At 69.9% G+C, this 18053-nt stretch carries 11 protein-coding genes; 5 read left to right on the top strand and 6 right to left on the bottom strand.

What is annotated here, in order from left to right:
* Positions 1-75: 75 nt before the first annotated feature.
* Positions 76-2268 carry a catalase/peroxidase HPI gene (gene katG, locus DI272_RS00395; RefSeq protein ID WP_109493143.1) on the bottom strand — a complete coding sequence of 731 codons (2193 nt, stop codon included), beginning with the start codon at positions 2266-2268 and terminating at the stop codon, positions 76-78.
* A gap of 148 nt (positions 2269-2416) precedes the next feature.
* Positions 2417-3178, bottom strand: a complete 762-nt coding sequence (locus DI272_RS00390; protein ID WP_109493142.1) for an alpha/beta fold hydrolase — start codon at positions 3176-3178, stop codon at positions 2417-2419.
* A 64-nt stretch (positions 3179-3242) separates the two neighbouring features.
* Here DI272_RS00390 and DI272_RS00385 point away from each other — a divergent pair, with 64 nt between their 5' ends.
* Positions 3243-3650: a MarR family winged helix-turn-helix transcriptional regulator gene (locus DI272_RS00385; protein WP_109493141.1), complete on the top strand. Its 408-nt coding sequence runs from the start codon at positions 3243-3245 to the stop codon at positions 3648-3650.
* A 57-nt stretch (positions 3651-3707) separates the two neighbouring features.
* Here DI272_RS00385 and DI272_RS00380 read toward each other — a convergent pair whose 3' ends face one another.
* Positions 3708-5597, bottom strand: coding sequence for a propionyl-CoA synthetase (locus DI272_RS00380; RefSeq protein WP_109493140.1), 1890 nt, complete (start codon positions 5595-5597; stop codon positions 3708-3710).
* Between the two features lie 122 nt (positions 5598-5719).
* Between DI272_RS00380 and DI272_RS46120 the strand changes: the two genes are divergently transcribed.
* Entirely contained in the window at positions 5720-5869 is a 150-nt protein-coding gene (locus DI272_RS46120) for a hypothetical protein (protein WP_181387035.1), read from the top strand.
* A 146-nt stretch (positions 5870-6015) separates the two neighbouring features.
* Here DI272_RS46120 and DI272_RS44075 read toward each other — a convergent pair whose 3' ends face one another.
* From DI272_RS44075 to DI272_RS00365, 3 genes are all read right to left on the bottom strand, one after another.
* Entirely contained in the window at positions 6016-6522 is a 507-nt protein-coding gene (locus DI272_RS44075) for a hypothetical protein (RefSeq protein WP_146238293.1), read from the bottom strand.
* Positions 6523-7843: 1321 nt separating this feature from the next.
* On the bottom strand, positions 7844-8971 hold the full coding sequence (locus DI272_RS00370; RefSeq protein WP_109493139.1) for a Gfo/Idh/MocA family protein: 1128 nt from the start codon (positions 8969-8971) through the stop codon (positions 7844-7846).
* Positions 8941-9651 (bottom strand): ThuA domain-containing protein, encoded by a 711-nt coding sequence (locus tag DI272_RS00365; RefSeq protein ID WP_109493138.1) that lies wholly within the window; start codon positions 9649-9651, stop codon positions 8941-8943. Before DI272_RS00365 ends, DI272_RS00370 begins: the two co-directional genes overlap by 31 nt.
* Positions 9652-10700: 1049 nt before the next feature.
* Between DI272_RS00365 and DI272_RS00355 the strand changes: the two genes are divergently transcribed.
* The 3 genes from DI272_RS00355 to DI272_RS00345 all read left to right on the top strand — a co-directional run bounded on the left by DI272_RS00355 (position 10701) and on the right by DI272_RS00345 (position 18004).
* Positions 10701-12764, top strand: coding sequence for an alpha-L-fucosidase (locus tag DI272_RS00355; protein WP_109493136.1), 2064 nt, complete (start codon positions 10701-10703; stop codon positions 12762-12764).
* A gap of 1043 nt (positions 12765-13807) precedes the next feature.
* A complete protein-coding gene (locus tag DI272_RS00350) occupies positions 13808-15793 on the top strand; it encodes a beta-galactosidase (RefSeq protein ID WP_109493135.1) in 1986 nt (661 codons plus the stop codon).
* Positions 15794-15862: 69 nt separating this feature from the next.
* Positions 15863-18004, top strand: coding sequence for an alpha-galactosidase (locus DI272_RS00345; RefSeq protein WP_109493134.1), 2142 nt, complete (start codon positions 15863-15865; stop codon positions 18002-18004).
* Positions 18005-18053: the final 49 nt, after the last annotated feature.

Genomic DNA, 18053 nt, shown 5'->3' with positions numbered 1-18053 from the left:
GCGTTCATTCCCTGACACCCCGGCCGCACCGGCCAGGAGCCGGACAGCTCCTGGCCGGGTGCCCGTGCGGCTCGCTCAGTGGCGGATGTCGTACCGGTCGAGGTTCATCACCTTGTCCCAGGCCGCAGCGAAGTCCCGTACGAACTTCGCGTCGGCGTCACGGGAGGCGTAGACCTCGCTGAGGGCACGGAGCTGGGAGTGCGAGCCGAAGACCAGGTCGACGGCGGTCGCGGTCCACTTCACCTCGCCGGTTTCCCGGTCCCGGCCCTCGTACACGTTCTCGTCCGTGGCCGAGGTGGACCACTGCGTGCGCATGTCGAGGAGGTTGACGAAGAAGTCGTTGGTGAGGGTTCCGGGCCGGTCGGTGAGGGCGCCGTGCTCGGAGCCCTTGTAGCCGGTGTCGAGGGCTCGCATGCCTCCGATCAGGACGGTCATTTCGGGGGCGGTGAGGTTCAGCATGTTCGCGCGGTCGAGCAGGAGGGTCTCGGGGGAGAGCTTCTCGCCCGCCTTGAGGTAGTTGCGGAACCCGTCCGCCTTGGGTTCGAGTACGGCGAACGACTCCACGTCGGTCTGTTCCTGCGTGGCGTCCGTGCGCCCCGGGGTGAAGGGGACGGTCAGGTCGTGCCCGGCGTCGGCCGCCGCCTTCTCGATGGCGGCGCAGCCGCCCAGCACGATCAGATCGGCGAGGGAAACCCGCGTCCGGCCGGTCTGTGAGGCGTTGAAGTCCTGCTGGATCTGCTCGAGTGCGCGTACCGTGCCGGCCACCTCGGGGAGGTTGTTGACCTCCCAGTCCTTCTGCGGTGCGAGCCGGATGCGGGCCCCGTTGGCGCCGCCGCGTTTGTCGGTGCCGCGGAAGCAGGCGGCCGAGGCCCAGGCGGTGGTGACCAGCTGGGAGACGGACAGGCCGGAGGCGACGACAGTCTCCTTGAGGGCGGCGATGTCCGTGTCGGTGACCAGGTCGTGGTCGACCGGGGGCACCGGGTCCTGCCACAGCTGCGGCTCGGGAACCCACGGGCCGAGGTAGCGCGAGCGGGGGCCCATGTCACGGTGCAGAAGCTTGAACCACGCCTTGGCGAAGGCGAGCGCGAACTGGTCCGGGTTCTCGTGGAAGCGCCGGGCGATCGGCTCGTAGACCGGGTCCGTCTTCAGCGCGAGGTCCGTCGTCAGCATGATGGGGGCGTGCCGCCGGGACGGATCGTGGGCGTCGGGCACCTTGTCCCGGGCGGAGGGATCGGTGGGCGTCCACTGGTGGGCGCCGGCCGGGCTGGTGGTGAGCTCCCAGTCGTAGCCGAACAGGTTGTCCAGGAACCCGTTGTCCCACTTCGTCGGCTCGTACGTCCACGCCCCTTCGAGCCCGCTGGTCAGCGCGTCGCCGCCGACCCCGGTGCCGTGGGTGTTCCGCCAGCCCAGGCCCTGCTGCTCGATGGGGGCGGCCTCGGGCTCGGCGCCGATGTAGCTGGGGTCGACCGCTCCGTGGCACTTGCCGAACGTGTGGCCGCCGGCGATGAGCGCCACCGTCTCCTCGTCGTTCATCGCCATCCGCCCGAACGTCTCACGGATGTCGCGGGCGGCGGCCAGCGGATCCGGGGTGCCGTTGGGGCCTTCGGGGTTGACGTAGATCAGCCCCATCTGCACGGCGCCGAGCGGACCGGAGAGCTCCCGGTCGCCGCTGTAGCGCTCGTCCCCGAGCCAGGTGTCCTCGGGCCCCCAGAAGATCTCCTCCGGTTCCCACTGGTCCTCGCGCCCGAAACCGAACCCGAACGTCTTGAACCCCATGGACTCCATGGCGCAGTTCCCGGCGAAGACCAGCAGGTCCGCCCAGGAGATCTGCTGCCCGTACTTCTGCTTGACCGGCCACAGCAAGCGCCGCGCCTTGTCCAGGCTCGCGTTGTCCGGCCAGCTGTTCAGCGGAGCGAACCGCTGCGCGCCGGAACCGCCACCGCCCCGGCCGTCCGCCGTCCGGTACGTTCCCGCGGAATGCCAGCTCATACGGATGAAGAGCGGACCGTAGTGACCGTAGTCGGCCGGCCACCAGTCCTGCGATGTGGTCATCACCTCGATGACGTCGCGTTTCAGCGCTTCCACGTCGAGGGTCGCGAACTCCTCGGCGTAGTCGAAGCCCTCGTCCAGCGGATTCGAACGCGATGAGTGTTGATGAAGAATCTGCAGGTCCAGCTGGTTCGGCCACCAGTCCCGGTTCGTCCGGGGCCCACTCGCCGTGGGGGTGGGGGAGGGGATGGCCGGGTTCTCGCTCTCACTGCCGGGCATGCGCGCACCCTGCTTCCTGGTCGGATGGGATCTTCTGCCGGTTGTTCCTCCTGACGTTGTTCGCTTAACCGGGACCGGGCAATCCGACACGCGCGCGACGTGAGCCATGGCGCCCGCAGGAGGGAAAGCTCCGCTCGCGTCGCGTTGCTCAGTGGCGACGGGTCCGGTCGGCGAAGGCGTCGAGCCGGGCGAAGGTGTCGGCCGGCTGTTCCAGGTGGGGCAGGTGGCCGGCCCGGGGGATCAGCTCGAAGCGGGCGTCGGGGAAGGAGGCCGCGTAGTGCTTGCCGTATGCGGGGGTCGCGATGCGGTCGCTCTCACCCCACACGATGAGAACGGGGACGGTGACGGCGGCCAGGCGGTCCCGCAGGCCGGGGTCGCTCATGGCGGGGCCGCCGGAGAAGAGGCGCAGGGTCCGCAGGTTGGCCTGGACGGCGGCGATGCGTTCGGCCGGAAGGGTGGTGGGGTCGACGTAGAAGCGGTCGGGATCGTGGTAGGCGTGCTCGGCGACGCCTCGGGCGTCGAGGGCGAAGAAGTCCTGGACCGGTTCTTCCGCCACGTGGATGCCGACCGGGTCGATGAGTGCGAGTCCGCTGATCCGATGCTCGCTGTCCGCGACTGCCATCTCGCCGCCGATCCAGCCGCCGAGTGAGGAGCCGACCACGAGGACGTCGGAGAGGTCGTGGTCGTGCAGAAGCCGCAGGTAGACGGCTGAGAGGTCGCTGATGCGGGTGCAGCCGGCGGGGCGCGGGGTGCCGTTCCAGCCGGGGTGGGTGGGGAGGAGGATGTGGGCGTCCGCGGCGAAGTGCTCGGCGAGCGGGGCGACGGTTGCGGGACCGCCGCCGCCGTGCAGGATCAGGACGGGGCGGGCGTCGGCGGGGCCGGACGTGAGGAGTTCAGGGTGTGAGGTCATGCCGGGCACTGTAACTAAGCATGTTTAATTAAACAAGCTTAGTTGTGATGTTAGGGTGGGGCGCATGGCCGCAGACTTGCAGATCCTCGGACGGGCCGTGAAAGCGGCTCAGTACCGGCAGCACCGGGCGCTGGACAGCCGGCTCGCCATCGTCGGCAGCACCCTCGCGCAGTGGGACGCGCTGCGCGCGGTCGCCCGCACACCCGGTGCCAGCGCCCGCGAACTGGCGGCGGCCACCTTCCAGACCGAGCAGGCGTTCGGTACGCTCGCGGGCCGGCTGGCGGCGCAGGGGTTGCTGGAACGACGCCCCGGCCACGGGCGCCGTATCGAGCACCGCCTCACCGCCGAGGGCGAAAGGGTCCTGACGGCCGGTCACGCCGTCGCCGACGAAGTCCTCGCGGACTGCTTCGGGGCCCTGTCCGACACGGAACGGGACACACTGCTGCGACTGCTGAGAAAGATCGAATGGTGATCTGACGGCCCGCCGACGGCCGAGACCAGGGGCCCCGCGCCGACGGCGACGAAGCGGTCAAGGAGTGGGCGGCGTACGGCGGAGGACAGGGCGCAACGCCTCGATGACGGTGGGATCGTCCACCGTGGAGGGGATCGGCTCGTCGTGGCCGTCGGCGATGCCGCGCATCGTCTTGCGCAGGATCTTGCCCGAGCGGGTCTTGGGCAGCGCGGCCACGACCGAGATGTCCTTCAGGGACGCCACGGCCCCGATGCGGTCGCGCACCAACTGGACCAACTCGGCCTCGATGACGCTCGGTTCGCGGTCCGTTCCGGCCTTGAGGACGACGAAGCCGCGCGGTACCTGCCCCTTGAGGCTGTCGGCGACGCCGATGACAGCGCATTCGGCGACGTCGGGGTGAGCGGCCAGGGCCTCCTCCATGCTGCCGGTGGACAGCCGGTGTCCGGCCACGTTGATGACGTCGTCGGTGCGGCCCATGACGAAGACATAGCCGTCCTCGTCGATGTGCCCGCTGTCGCCGGTGAGGTAGTAGCCGTCGAAGGCGGACAGGTAGGAGGCGACGTAGCGGTCGTCGTCGTTCCACAGGGTGGGCAGCGCGCCGGGCGGAAGCGGGAGCTTCACGACGATCGCGCCGTCCACGCCGGCGGGCACCGGTTCGCCGGACGGGGCGAGCACGCGAACGTCCCAGCCCGGCACCGGACGGGTGGGGGAGCCGGCCTTGAGGGGCGCCGCCTCGATGCCGACCGGGTTGGCGACGATGGGCCAGCCGGTCTCCGTCTGCCACCAGTGGTCGATCACCGGGATGTCCAGCAGGCCGCTCGCCCAGTGGTAGGTCTCCGGGTCGAGACGCTCACCGGCGAGGAAGAGGTAGCGCAGGCCGGAGAGATCGTGGTCGGCGGTGAGCGTACCCTTCGGGTCCTCCTTGCGGATGGCGCGGAAGGCCGTGGGGGCGGTGAACATGGTCTTGACGCGGTACTCGCCGGCGACTCGCCAGAACTGGCCCGCGTCCGGAGTGCCCACCGGCTTGCCCTCGTACAGAATCGTGGTCGCGCCGGCCAGCAGCGGGCCGTAGACGATGTACGAGTGTCCGACGACCCAGCCGACATCGGAGCCGGTGAACATCGTCTCGCCCGGGCCCACGTCGTAGACGGCGCCCATGGACCAGTGCAGGGCGACCGCGTAGCCACCGCAGTCACGCACAACTCCCTTGGGTTTCCCGGTCGTTCCGGACGTATAGAGGATGTAGAGGGGGTCGGTGGCCGGAACGGCGACACAGCCGGCCGGTGACGCGGCGGCCACCGCGTCGGCCCAGTCGAGATCATTCGGCCCCAACGCGGCTTCTTCTTGCGGGCGTTGCAGGATCACGCTCTTCTCCGGTTTGTGGCCGGCGAGTTCGATCGCCCGGTCGAGCAGCGGCTTGTAGGCGATGACCCGCTTGCCCTCGATGCCGCAGGAGGCGGAGACGATCACCTTGGGGGCGGCGTCGTCGATGCGCAGGGCGAGTTCGTGCGGGGCGAACCCGCCGAAGACGACCGAGTGGACCGCGCCGATCCGCGCGCACGCCAGCATCGCGACGGCGGCCTCGGGGACCATCGGCATGTAGATCACGACCCGGTCGCCGTGCCCCACACCGAGCCGCACGAGCGCCCCCGCGAAGGCCGCCACCTCGTCCCTCAGCTGTACGTAGGTGTAGCTGCGCTTCGTGTCGGTGACGGGCGAGTCGTAGACGAGCGCGGGCTGTTCGCCCCGGCCGGCCTCGATGTGTCGGTCGAGCGCGTTGAAGCAGACGTTGAGCCGGCCGTCGGTGAACCAGCGGTAGAAGGGGGCGCTGGAGGAATCCAGGGCGCGTTGCGGGACGACATCCCAGTCGATGCCCTCCGCCGCCTTCAGCCAGAAGTTCTCGGGGTCTTCCATGCTGGTGCGGAAGACGTCCTCGTAGATTCCCATCGCGCACACTCCTTCGTGGCATCCGGGGACGGGCGGGAGCGGCGTGCGGTGCGCTGAACGGCACGCCTGCCCATGATGGCGGGCACGGCTACCCATGATGGCCGATCAGGTGGTGTACGGCGGTGGCCGGAACCCGGCGATTCCGTTCCGTCCTGCGGCCGCGGGCCCTCACGGTCGTCCACCCCGGCAACCCCGAACCCGCCGCCGACCTGGCCGAGTTCGACGCCCGCTGCACCGAGGACGGCGACGGCGTCCACGACGCCGGGGCATGACGGCGGCCCTCTCCCTCGCTCTCACCGGAGCCGACGTTCACGCCTGGGCGGAAGCCGCCGTCGCCGAACGCACGGAGGGGCGGACGTGGGTTCCTGACCGTGGAGCATCCGCGGCAGGTGCCCCTCACCGTGCCGCGGATGTCGCTCTACTGGCGTGTCGCGTACATCTCCTGGAACAACTCGAACTCGCCGTCGGGAGCGGCGCTGTACCCCTGCCAGTGGAAAGAGGCAGGTGTGACGTCGGTGAACGTCCACCGTGAGCGCCTGCCCTCGGAGTCGGTGCCCTCCTGGATCATTCCACCGGCCCCGTCCGGCCTGCCGACCTGGGAGAAGTACGAAGGAAGCTTCGGCGAGATCCACGTGATCTGCCACAGCCCGGTCGTCACGTCGTACATGCGGACGGTCGTGCCGGGGTAGCGGTCGTGGAATTCCGGGCAGAAGAGCACGTCCTGCACCGCACGTCCGCCGAGAACCCAGCCGAACCGCCACTCGCCCGCTGCGCTGCGCCACTGGCCATCGCTGAACCGATACCGGTTGTCGATGTTCCACGTACCGACCAGCCGGCCGTAGAGCATCATCGCCTCGGCGTGGTCCGGATCAGGGCCCTCGGCCGAGAGCAGATCCAGCATCGAGTCACGAGATGACACAGTCATCGGCCTCAGCCTTCCGTTGATCGAACGCGCTTGACCGGCCAGAGAATAGCCCGCCCCGCCGACAGTGAGGACGACCTTCGACGGCCGTAGCGGCGCCCGTCGTACGACGTATTCGGCGGAGTCCACTGGAAGAACCCCGCACCAAGCAAAGGTGAACAACTCGCCACCTCAGGGTGCACAACCCTTCGGCCCCTGCCCCTGTCGAACTGGCAACCAACGGCGTTACCGCCGTTCCCAGTTCCTTGGGGGGAACCTTGTCCACGATGATCCGCCGCTTGTGCGGCGTCCTGCGCGTGCGCGGGACGACCGACCTTGTCCTTGTCCTCCTGCTGGTCGCCGGCTTCGCGACGCTGCCCGTCCTCGCGCTGCTGCCGTCCCTGTGGGGCTTCGCGACGGCGTCGGCGGTGAGTTATCTCGCGGACGAGGCGTTGCACCGCCGGGCCCCGGCATTCGTCCGTCGCCTGGCCTCGCTGCAACTCGACCGCACGCTGCGGTTCGCCGTGCGGACGGTGATGCTGCTTGCGCTGGCCGACCGGATGGACGCACCTGATGCCGTGCTGGTCACCGGGCTGGCCGTGTTCGGCGTCCATTTCGCGCTGATGATGCTGTACACCGCTGTGCATCACGCGATCCGGCGGCGCCGGGTGCTGCCGCTGGTGGTGCGCAACCTCGACATGAGTGCGCTGCCCATCCCGAAGGAACCCCCGGCGCTGCTGTTCCGGCGCTTCCGGCGCAAGCTGCTCCACCTGGACCTGTTCGCCCACGCGGGGCTCCTGGCGGCGCTGGGCACGGGTGCCTGGAACTGGGCGTACATCGGCTTCGCCCTGACCGTCGGTATGTCCGTGATGGCCGTGCTCGCGCTGCTGGAGCAGTATCGGCGGGCCCGCCGGATGCCGGTGGCGGAAGACGTGTTCGCCGAGGTGAACCGTCAACTCGCCGCGTATGGGCCCGAGGTGGCGCTGTATTTCAGTTTTGCCGCGGTGTCGCGGGACTTCATGTACCAGGTGAACATGTGGATCGAGACGCTGGAGCAGCTGGACCGGCGTCCGTTGATCATTCTTCGGGAGCGGGCCTCGTTCCGGTATCTCAGCCGTACCCGGCTGCCGGTGCTGTGTGTGCCCAGGGCGGACGATCTGGCGGAGCTGGAGCTGTCCGGGGTGCGGGTCGTGCTCTATCCCGGCAATGCCGGCGCCCCACACCGCGATCATCACGGCACAGGGCAAGGGGCGAAGCCCACTTCTAAAACACGGCCTAGTCGGCTACGGGTTCTGTGTCAGCGTAGTGTGCTGACACCCGCTCAGGGGGCCCTCGGTGCTGGCCCTCAGCGCTGTGCGGCCCGCCGGGTGTCGGCGCCCCTCCACTGCGCGGCGGGCGTCAGCGGAACGACGACGGGCGGCTCCGCCGAGGTGGTCAGCTCGATCCGCCGTCCCTCGGCCGACGAACGCAGGAGGGCGCTCATCGTCTCCAGCACGTGCAGGGCGAGGTCGCCGTTCGCGCGAGGTGCCCGCCGCCGGCCCGCGGTGACGAAGTCGAGCAGGCCGAGGCCGCGTGCACCGTCCACGTAGCCCGCGGACGCGGGGAGCGGGTGCCACTGGGTGCCGCCGAGTTCGAAGAGGCGTACCTCACCGTCGAAGTGGTTCGGATCCGGGACCGCCAGGGTTCCCGCATCGCCGTGCACCTCGATCGGCACGGCTGTGGCGGCCACCCCGTCGAAGCTCGTCGTGATCGTCGTCAGAGTCCCGTTCACATGCTCGAGCACCCCCGCGACATGACTGTCCACCTCCACCGGTATCCGCTCGCCCGCGCGCGGGCCGGAACCGATCACGCGCTCGCTCCGCAACCGGCTCGTGGCCCCGATCACGGCCCGCACCGGGCCCAGGAGGTGGATCAGGGACGCGAGGTAGTACGGCCCCATGTCCAGCAGCGGGCCACCCCCGGCGGCGTAGTAGAAGTCGGGGTGAGGATGCCAGCGCTCATGCCCCGCTGTGACCATCACGGCGGAGGCGAACTGGGGACGCCCTATGCTTCCCGCCGACACCGCCGCGCGCGCCGTCTGGATCCCGGTGCCGAGCACAGTGTCCGGAGCGCATCCCAGACCCACACCGGCCTGCGCGGCGGCCTCCACCACGGCGTGAGCGGCAGGCAGGTCGGCGGCCAGCGGCTTCTCCCCGTAGACGTGCTTTCCATGGCCGATCGCGCCGAGCGCGATCTCGGAGTGGGCCGCGGGGACGGTGAGGTTCAGCACCGTGTCCACATCCGAGCTGCTCAGCAACTCCTCGACGGACATGGCCTGCGTATCGGGCAGTTCGGCGGCGACCGCTGCCGACCGGGACGCGTCGAGATCGGCGACTGCGGTGACGCGCACGGCGGGATGGCCGACGAGCGTGTCCAGGTACGCGCGGGAGATGACGCCGAGACCTACGACGCCGACGCGGTGCGCGTCGCCCACAGCATGCCCCTTTCGATGATGGTGCGGACGTTCGGGTTCTCCAGCACGTCGAGACTGTGTCCCGGGGTCGTCACCAAGACCCGCCCGGCACCCCACCGCCGGGCCCAGACCGCAGGCGAGGTCACCGGCCGGTGCCAGGGCTGCCACGGTCGGGCGGGATGGGTGGTGATGGCCAGGACGTCGATCAGGTCGTCGTGGAGCACCCAGTACTGCTCGGTGTGCAGCTCGAAGTCCTCGATACCCGCGGTGACGGGGTGCTCGCGGCCGAGGTCCGTGATGTCGATCATGTGCGGCAGGTAGTTGTCCTCCTGAACGCCCCGGCGTTGACAGGGCTCCTTGCCCGGGTGAGTCGCGAACTGCCCTCCCACCAGGTGGAGATAGTCGGACGAGGCGCGGAACGAGTCCGCGATGCCGCCGTGCCAGCCGGTGAGGCCCGTCCCGGCCTCGACCGCCGCGCTCAGTCCCGACAGCTCCTCACCCCTGATCTCCGACATCGTGACGCACTGCACGACGAGATCGGTGCGGGCCATCTCGGCGGCGTCGGCGTAGACGTCGGTCGACTCCTCGACCCGGACGTCGTATCCGTTGCCGCGTAGAAAGGGCAGGAACAGCTCTGTGGCCCGGACCGGCTGGTGACCCTCCCAACCGCCCCTGACCACCAGGGCCTTCTTCCGCGTCATCTCGTGCCTACTCGTCTCGTCTCTTCTCGTCTCTTCTCGTCTCTTCTCAAGCCGCGGTCTTGAGACTTGAGGTTGAAGATCGGCGCACTCACTATCCGTCAGGCGCCTGCCCGGGGGGAAGAGCCACCGAATTACGCGAAAGTTTTCGGCTCAGGCGCCGCCTTGGGCGTGGCCTCCGTCTCGCTTCCAGCCCTGCTCCCGGGCGTGGCAGCCGGCCGCACGGCCGGGTCGCGACGCCGGCCTTCGACGTGGCCATGGCCGAGTGGTTGCCCAACGTGCCGGGCGCCAGTGCATCGGCCGTGATCTCGACGATCGACGACCGGTGCGGGCGGCGCGCAGCACCTCCGGTTCCTGGCCGGCGAGGTGACAGTCGTTCCCGGTCAGCACCGAGGCGGCGATGTCCGGTCCCGGCGGCGACCGGCGGCGATGTCGCGGAGCTCCCCGCCGGCCGGGCGTGCCGCGTCACCAGGACGACACAGGCAGTCCCGCCGAGATCTCATCGGCGATGTCTTCAGTGGCGTCGAGGCCGTTGACGAGACCAGACTGGCGTGGCCCGCGCCGGTGAGTGCACGAGTTGCGCGTGGCAGCACCAGTCCGACGAAGCCGATCGCCTCGGACGCCTCCTCCGTCAAGGCGTCTTCGCCCAGCAAGGACGAGGCCGCTACCAGAAGGGGACTTGGCGCCCACCATGGGCGGCCTTGCGGAGCTCGGATCGTCGGCCACGGGTCTCCCGGCTCCTCGGGCCACGCTCCGCCACACCGCTCCCTGCTGTCCTCACCACCAAAACCATAGATCCGATCAATGTCAGCGAGCAGCCCACTGCTCCCTCAAGTTCGAGCCAGAGGGATGCTGAGTAACTCCCTGTTGAGCAGAGTCAATTGATGAACTTCCGCCTTCACTCTAGACGGGAACGCGGGCAGCCCCTATAAATTCATCCGATGTCATCGGCGGCGCTGGCGTAAGAAGCGTGTCCGCGGCGCCGACGGACCTGACGCCCGTGCATGCGCCCTGCCCCTCCCGCCACGCCTCCCGGATCCAGGAGCCGCACCATGTCCTCTGCGCACCTGAGCAGACGTTCCCTGATCAAAGCTGCCGCGCTCGCCGGAGGCGTCGTGGCCTTCGGACTGCCCCAGGCCCTGTGGGCTGCACCCGCTCAGGCCTACACCGTCCCATCCAAGATGCAATGGTGGTACCAGGCCCGGTTCGGCATGTTCATCCACTTCGGCTCCTACTCCTACCTCGGCCACGGTGAATGGGCCTTCTCCGCGGAGAACTGGTCCAAGTCCGCCTACCAGACCCAGGTGTCGCAACAGTTCAACCCCACGGCCTTCAACGCGGCGGCCATCGCGCAATTGGCGGCGGACGCCGGTATGAAGTACCTGGTGATCACGGCCAAGCACCACGAGGGCTTCGCCATGTGGAACTCCGACGTCCCCAGCTTCACCGACACCACCGGCACCAGGCTGTACAACCTGCACGACTACGCCGGCGTCCAGGGAGATCTCCTGGCGGCACTCAAGACCGAGTGCGAGGCGAGAGGTGTCAAGTTCGGGCTCTACTACTCGATCCTCGACTGGAATCATCCCTCGCAGACGATTCGGAGCGGTGGCGTCACCACGATGGCTTCCCAGGGCGCCCGCACTAGTTACATCGCCGACATGAAGGCCCAGTTGCAGGAACTGCTGGACCGCTACGACCCGGCGCTGCTGTGGTTCGACGGCGACTGGTTCGGCGAGCCCTCCAGCCCCACGCTCCAGGACTGGTGGCTCAAGTCGGACGGCGAGGACCTCTACAACTGGCTGATCGCCCGCAAGCCCCAACTCGTCGTCAACGAAAGGGTCAAGCGGGACCTGGGGCTCGGCGACTACGCGGTCGCGGAGTTCGGTGTCCCCGCCGCACCGTTGGAGCGCCAGTGGGAGCGGTGCGACACCATGAACGGTGCCTGGGGCTACAACGGGGGCCAGGAGAACTCCTACCGACCCGTGAAGGATTTCGTCCAGGAGCTCGTCACCTGCGTCTCGCGGGACGGCAACTTCCTGCTGAACATCGGCCCCAAGGGCGACGGCTCAGTCACCGCCGGATCCGTGACCGTCCTTCAGGGCCTGGCCTCGTGGATGGCGACGTACGGCGACAGCGTGCACGGAGCCACGGCGAGCCCCTACGGCACCGACCCCACCTGGGGCACAGCCACCAAGAAGGACGGCAAGCTGTACGCCCATGTCTTCGCCTGGCCCTCGGGCGGTGTGCTGCAGATCCCGGCGCTCACGAACACGATCAGCCGCGTCTATCTCATGAACAACCCGTCGGCCTCACTCAGTTACACCGTCAGCGGCGGCCAGATCAATGTCACCGTCCCGTCCGGTGCGCCGGATGCCAACGACTCCGTGGTGTGCGTGGAGGTCACCGGCATCCCGACGGCCGTCGGCGCGGGCCGGGTGACGGCGTTCAAGGACGTGGACTACTCCGCGGCCAGCGCGGTGCTGACGCTGGGCAGCTACACCTCCTCCCAGCTGACGGCTGCGGGGGTGGGGCCGTCCTCCATCTCCTCGCTGCGGGTGCCGCGGGGCTACCGGGTGACGGGCTACTCCGGCGACAACTTCACCGGCACAGCCTGGAACTTCACCGCCGACACCCCCGACCTGCGCACCACCGGCAACAACGACGCCATCGCCTCGCTCAAGGTGACCTTCAATCCGGTCACCTACTTCCGGCTCATCAACGTCACGGACGGTCTGGCCCTGGACAGCGGTGGCAATGTCGCCAGCGGCTCCAACCTCAAGCAGTGGACTCCGGTCGACAGCACCAACCTCCAGTGGCAGGCCGTCGACCTCGGCACCGGCTACTACCGGCTGGTCAACCGCACCAACGGCATGGTCGCCGACGGCTGGGGTTCGACCGACAACGGCTCTCCCGCCCGCCAAGCGGCCTGGAACGGCGGCCCCAACCAGCAGTGGCAGATCACCGACCGCGGCAACGGTCAGTACTCGATCGCCAACCGCAGCACGGGACTCGTGCTCGACGGTGGCGGCCAGGTCCCCTCCGGCTCCGTGACGAAGCAATGGACGTGGACCACCAGCACAAACCTGCTGTGGACGCTTCAGCCCGTGACCTGATCGCCCACGCGGCGGGCATGCGAGGTGGTGCGCCGCCGCACCATCGCGCATGCCCGCGCCAGGATTCCGTTCGCCTGTCAGGGACTTGTGCCGTTTCGGCCAGGAGCCTGATGGGTGCAGCCGGCCGACGACGGTCCCGGACGCTCCCGCAGCCGGGCGAACAGCAAGATCCACCTCGCAGTCGAGCAGGGACACAAGCCGATGGCGGTGGTGAACCCCGCCAGCCTTCGCCACATCCAGCAGACGCGGCACGTCGAGCGGATGCACGACGGGACCGCCGTCGCTGCAGGAACACCGCCTCCGCGCCGTCCAACCCGGGCCTGAGGCTCTCGGGGTCCGTCAACTCCGCCCGCCGCACCGAACGCCGTGCAGCGCAGCCGTACCCGTGCACAACGAGGCCACACCGAGGCGCTCGACGGCCGGAGCGTACTGACGCGGCAGTGTGATCCGCATGTCGCGCGCGGGCCGCCCGAGCAGGTCGTCGGCGCGCCCGTCGATCGGCGCCACCGGGGCGCGGAACGGATGTCGGGCGGCGGGCAGGACGAAGAACCCCCGCGGAAGACGCCCAGGCAGGCAGGTGCGTTATCGAAGCGCTTCAACGCCTGCATCGCCGCAACGGGCTGTCAACGGCCTGAGTCGAAGAGATTTTCTTGATGCCTGCCCTCTTGTCTCGTCAGAGACGTGTCGTTAACGTTCCCGGCCAGGTGAAGCGCTTCGACGATCGCGGGAAGGAAGGATCGCCGCCTTGAGCAACGAGCCAAGCCCGGGAGCTCCGTTGGCACAGCCGGGTCGACTCCGGCCTCGACTCCGGCCTCGGCTCCGGGCACGCGCAGACGGCCCCGCTGCCTCATGCAGAGGGCGGTGATCGTCCTGACGTCCGTACCGCTGCTGATCATCCACCCGTTCGGACAGAAGCACTTCCGCACCGGTGTGCTCTCGGGCGCGATCAGGGGGTGAACCGACCCCCGATTCCCTCACCACCGTCAGGAGGACCGGAGCAGTAGCCCAGCAGGTGCCGAATCCCTTCTTCCCGAGGACCAGTCATGCCCACCCGCAGCCTGACCGACCGCCTGGACGGCCTCGCCTTCGGCGGTGACTACAACCCCGAGCAGTGGGACGAACCGGTCTGGAAGGAGGACGACACGCTGATGCGCCGGGCCAGAGTCAACCTGGCCACCATGGGCGTCTTCTCCTGGGCCCTGCTGGAACCGGACGAGGGCCGCTACGACTTCGCCTGGCTCGACGCCCACATAGACCGCCTGCACGCCAACGGCGTGGCCGTCGACCTCGCCACCCCGACGGCCTCCCCGCCGCCCTGGTTCACCCTGGCCCACCCCGACGCGCTGCCGGTCACCCCGGACAGCACCCGCCTCACCCACGGCAGCCGCGACACCTACTGCCTCGCAGCGCCCGCCTACCGCAGCGCGGCCCGCCGGATCGCCTCCGCCCTGGCCGAACGCTACGGAGAGCACCCCGCCGTTGCCCTGTGGCACGTGCACAACGAGTACGGCACGCTCTGCTACTGCGACCACACCGCCGCCGCCTTCCGGGCGTGGCTGCGCGCGCGCCACGGCTCGCTGGACGCCCTCAACGAGGCGTGGGGAACAGTCTTCTGGAGCCAGCGCTACACCTCCTGGGAGCAACTGCTGCCGCCGCGCGTGACGCAGTGGCACAAGAACCCCGGCCAGGCACTGGACTTCCGCCGCTTCTGGTCCGACGAGATCATCGCCGCCTACCGCGAGCAACGCGACGCGATCCGCGCGCACAGCGACCGGCCGGTGACGACCAACCTGATGCTCCCCGCCTACCAGAACGTCGACCTGTGGGCCCTGGCCCGCGAACTGGACGTCGTCACGTCCGACCAGTATCCGAGCGCCCCCGGTCCGGACGCCGCCGCCGACGTCGCCTTCCACGCCGACCGCGCCCGCTCCCTGGGCGGCGGCCGGCCCTGGCTGTTGATGGAACAGGGCACCAACACCGTCTACGACCGCGACCGGGTCCTGGCCAAGGAGCCCGGGGACGTCCTGCGCCACACCCTCGGGCACATCGCGCGTGGTTCGGAAGGCGCCCTGTTCTTCCAGTGGCGGCAGTCCCGCGCCGGCGCCGAGACGTGGCACTCGGCGATGGTCCCGCACGCCGGGCCGGACAGCCGCATCTTCCGAGAGGTCGCGCACGTCGGCGAGGCGGTCGCCCGGCTCGGCGAACTGGCGGGATCGACGGTCACCGCTTCGGTGGCGGTCCTGCACGAAGCGGACGCCTGGTGGGCGCTCGGCGTGGACGGCCTGCCCTCGGCGGACCTCGACTACCACGCGGCACTCGGCCGGGCGCACCGGGCACTGTGGGACGCCGGCGTCACCGTCGACTTCGCCCACCCCGAGCACGACTTGAGCCGCTTCGCTCTCGTCATCGCGCCGGCCCTGTTCCTCCTGTCCGACGGGGCGGCCGAGAACCTACGCCGTTACGTCGCCGGTGGCGGGACCCTCCTCGTCCAGCACGCGAGCGGATACGTCGACGACCGCATGCACGCCCGCCTCGGCGGCTACCCCGCCGCGCCGCTGCGCGAGGCACTGGGCGTCCGCGTCGAGGAGTACCGGCCGCTGCGGCGGGACGAGCGGATCGCCCTGTCGGACGGATCGCACGGCACCGTCTGGAGCGAGTCGCTTCGCGCCGAAGGCGCAGACACGCTCGCCGCCTACGCCGAGGGCATGCTCGCCGGTGCCCCGGCGCTGACCCGCCACCGCTTCGGCACCGGAACGGGCTGGTACCTCTCGACCCGCCTGGACGACGCCGGCTACGCCGCCTTGGTCGCCCGGCTGCTCGACGAAACGGGGGTTGCTCCCGAGGCACCAGGCCTGCCCGCTCAGGTCGAGGCCGTCCTCCGACGCGCCCCGGACGGCCGTAGCTGGCGCGTCCTGATCAACCACCGCCCCGAACCCGTGCCCCTGCCCGAGCCCGCCCGCGACGTACTCACGGGCATCACATTGGCCGAACTGCCGCCCGGCGGCTGCGCAGTGCTCCGTATCACCTGACCCTCGCCCATTGTCTCCCTTACCGCTGGGTCCCGACCCCCACGTCTCTCCCCCACCAGAAAGGCCACCATGACCAGCGCACCGCAGACCCTCCGATGGGGCCACGCCGCCCTGGAGGTCGAGATCGACGTCGGCGAGGAAGGCACCGCCCGCCTCACCCACATCGGCCTCCCCGGCGGGACACCCCCCGAGCGGCGTAACTGGCCTCCGCTGCCCCTGCTGGAGGTCACGGCCGCGGGGCACGGCCGCGCCTGGTCGGGCGGGCGTCTCATCGACTCCTACGTCGGCGGACGGCTGCGCCACCGCGCGCACCGCGTGTCCCGCGACGGTGACTGGCACGTGCTGACCGTCGAACTCCGCGACCCTGACACCGGGCTCGTCGCGGAGGTGACCTACCGCTCGCCGGACGGCGTGCCCGTCCTGCGCAGCGAGGTGGTCCTGCGCAACGGCGGGCAGGCCGCGCTGCACCTGGAATCGGTCTCGTCCCTGGTCGTGGGGTGCCTCGCGGACGGTCCGGCGGCCATCGGGGGCGCGGACCTGCTGTGGGCGGAGAACGACTGGGTCGCCGAATGCCGCTGGCAGCGCCGGCCTATGCGGGTGACCTCGCCGCTGCTGAGCGACCGCGTCGTCGTCTACGACAACGGCAAGGGCGAGTTCACGCAGACCGGCCGGGGCGTGTGGTCCAGTTGCGGCCGCCTGCCCATGGGCGGTCTCACCGACCGCGACTCGGGCCGCACCTGGCTGTGGCAGATCGAGCACAACGGCGGCGGCTGGCACTGGGAGTGCGGCGAACGCGACCAGCTCGCCTACCTCGCCCTGTTCGGCCCCACCGACACCCACCACGGCTGGCGCCAACCCCTGGAGCCCGGCGGCGAGTTCCGCACCGTACCCGTCGCCCTCGCCTTCAGCGGCGACGGCGGCCCGGACGACGCGTTCGCCGCGCTGACCCGTTACCGCCGCACGGCCCGCCGCCCGCACTCCGACCACCGGAGACTCCCCGTCATCTTCAACGACTACATGAACTGCCTGATGGGCGACCCGACCACGGAGAAACTGCTGCCTCTGATCGACGCGGCGGCCGAAGCGGGTGCGGAGTACTTCGTCATCGACGCCGGCTGGTACGACGACGAGAACGGCGGCTGGTGGGACAGCGTCGGCGTCTGGGAGCCGGCCGCCTCACGGTTCCCAGGAGAGCGCGGGATCCACGAGGTGCTGGACCGCATCCGCGAACGCGGCATGGTGCCCGGACTGTGGCTGGAGCCGGAGGTGATCGGCGTACGCAGCCCCATGGCAAAGGCCCTGCCGGACGAGGCGTTCTTCCGCCGCGACGGCGTGCGCGTCACGGAGACCGGCCGCCACCACCTGGACCTGCGTCACCCAGCCGCCCGCGCCCACCTGGACCAGGTCGTGGACCGTCTGGTCGGCGATTGGGGGGTGGGCTACCTCAAGCTCGACCACAACATCGACCCCGGCTCCGGCACCAGCGCCCACCCCGACGAGACCCCGGCCGCCGGACTGCTCGGCCACAACCGCGCCCAACTGGACTGGCTCGACGGCATCCTGGACCGCTACCCGCACCTCGTGGTGGAGAACTGCTCCTCCGGCGGCATGCGCTGGGACTACGCACTGCTGTCGCGGCTGCAACTGCAGTCCACCAGCGACCAGCAGAACCTCCAGCTGTACGCACCGATCGCCGCCTCCGCGCCCACCGCCGTCACCCCCGAACAGGGCGCCGTCTGGGCCTACCCGCTGCCGGAGGACTCCCTCGACGAGGTCGCCTTCACCATGGGGAGCGCACTCCTCGGCCGCATCCACCTCTCCGGCCGGCTCCCGGATCTGCGGCCCGAGGCCCGGGCCCTGGTGCACGAGGCTGTCACCGTGTACAAGGCCATCCGTGCCGACCTGCCTCAGGCCGTCCCCGCGTGGCCGCTCGGCCTGCCGGCCTGGGACGACCCATGGCTCGCCCTGGCCCTGGGCACCCCGGCCGCCACCTACCTCACCGTGTGGCGCCGCCCCCGCGGCGCGTCCACCATGAGCCTCCCCCTGCCTCACCTGCGCGGCTCCGCCGCTCGCGTCGACGTCCTCTACCCCACCGCGAGCCAGGCCGTCGCCGCCTGGAACCCCGACGCCGCCGACCTCACGCTGACGCTGCCCACAGCTCCGTCCGCCGTGCTGCTCCGCCTTGCCCCCGTAGTGCCGGACGCGCCTTGAACCGCCGGTGCCACCTGACAACGACCCGTTGAAGGAAAGGGACTTGGCC

The sequence above is a fragment of the Streptomyces sp. Act143 genome, assembly GCF_003143935.1.
Lineage (GTDB): Bacteria > Actinomycetota > Actinomycetes > Streptomycetales > Streptomycetaceae > Streptomyces.
This window is presented reverse-complemented; position numbering and strand designations above follow the sequence as displayed.

Excerpts from the sequence above, each read along its gene's own strand:
- DI272_RS00345 (WP_109493134.1), top strand. The coding sequence starts at position 15,863 with ATGACCAGCGCACCGCAGACCCTCCGATGGGGCCACGCCGCCCTGGAG.
- DI272_RS00380 (WP_109493140.1), bottom strand. The coding sequence starts at position 5,597 with ATGGGAATCTACGAGGACGTCTTCCGCACCAGCATGGAAGACCCCGAG.
- DI272_RS00355 (WP_109493136.1), top strand. The coding sequence starts at position 10,701 with ATGTCCTCTGCGCACCTGAGCAGACGTTCCCTGATCAAAGCTGCCGCG.
- DI272_RS00385 (WP_109493141.1), top strand. The coding sequence starts at position 3,243 with ATGGCCGCAGACTTGCAGATCCTCGGACGGGCCGTGAAAGCGGCTCAG.
- DI272_RS00350 (WP_109493135.1), top strand. The coding sequence starts at position 13,808 with ATGCCCACCCGCAGCCTGACCGACCGCCTGGACGGCCTCGCCTTCGGC.
- katG (WP_109493143.1), bottom strand. The coding sequence starts at position 2,268 with ATGCCCGGCAGTGAGAGCGAGAACCCGGCCATCCCCTCCCCCACCCCC.
- DI272_RS44075 (WP_146238293.1), bottom strand. The coding sequence starts at position 6,522 with ATGACTGTGTCATCTCGTGACTCGATGCTGGATCTGCTCTCGGCCGAG.
- DI272_RS00365 (WP_109493138.1), bottom strand. The coding sequence starts at position 9,651 with ATGACGCGGAAGAAGGCCCTGGTGGTCAGGGGCGGTTGGGAGGGTCAC.
- DI272_RS00390 (WP_109493142.1), bottom strand. The coding sequence starts at position 3,178 with ATGACCTCACACCCTGAACTCCTCACGTCCGGCCCCGCCGACGCCCGC.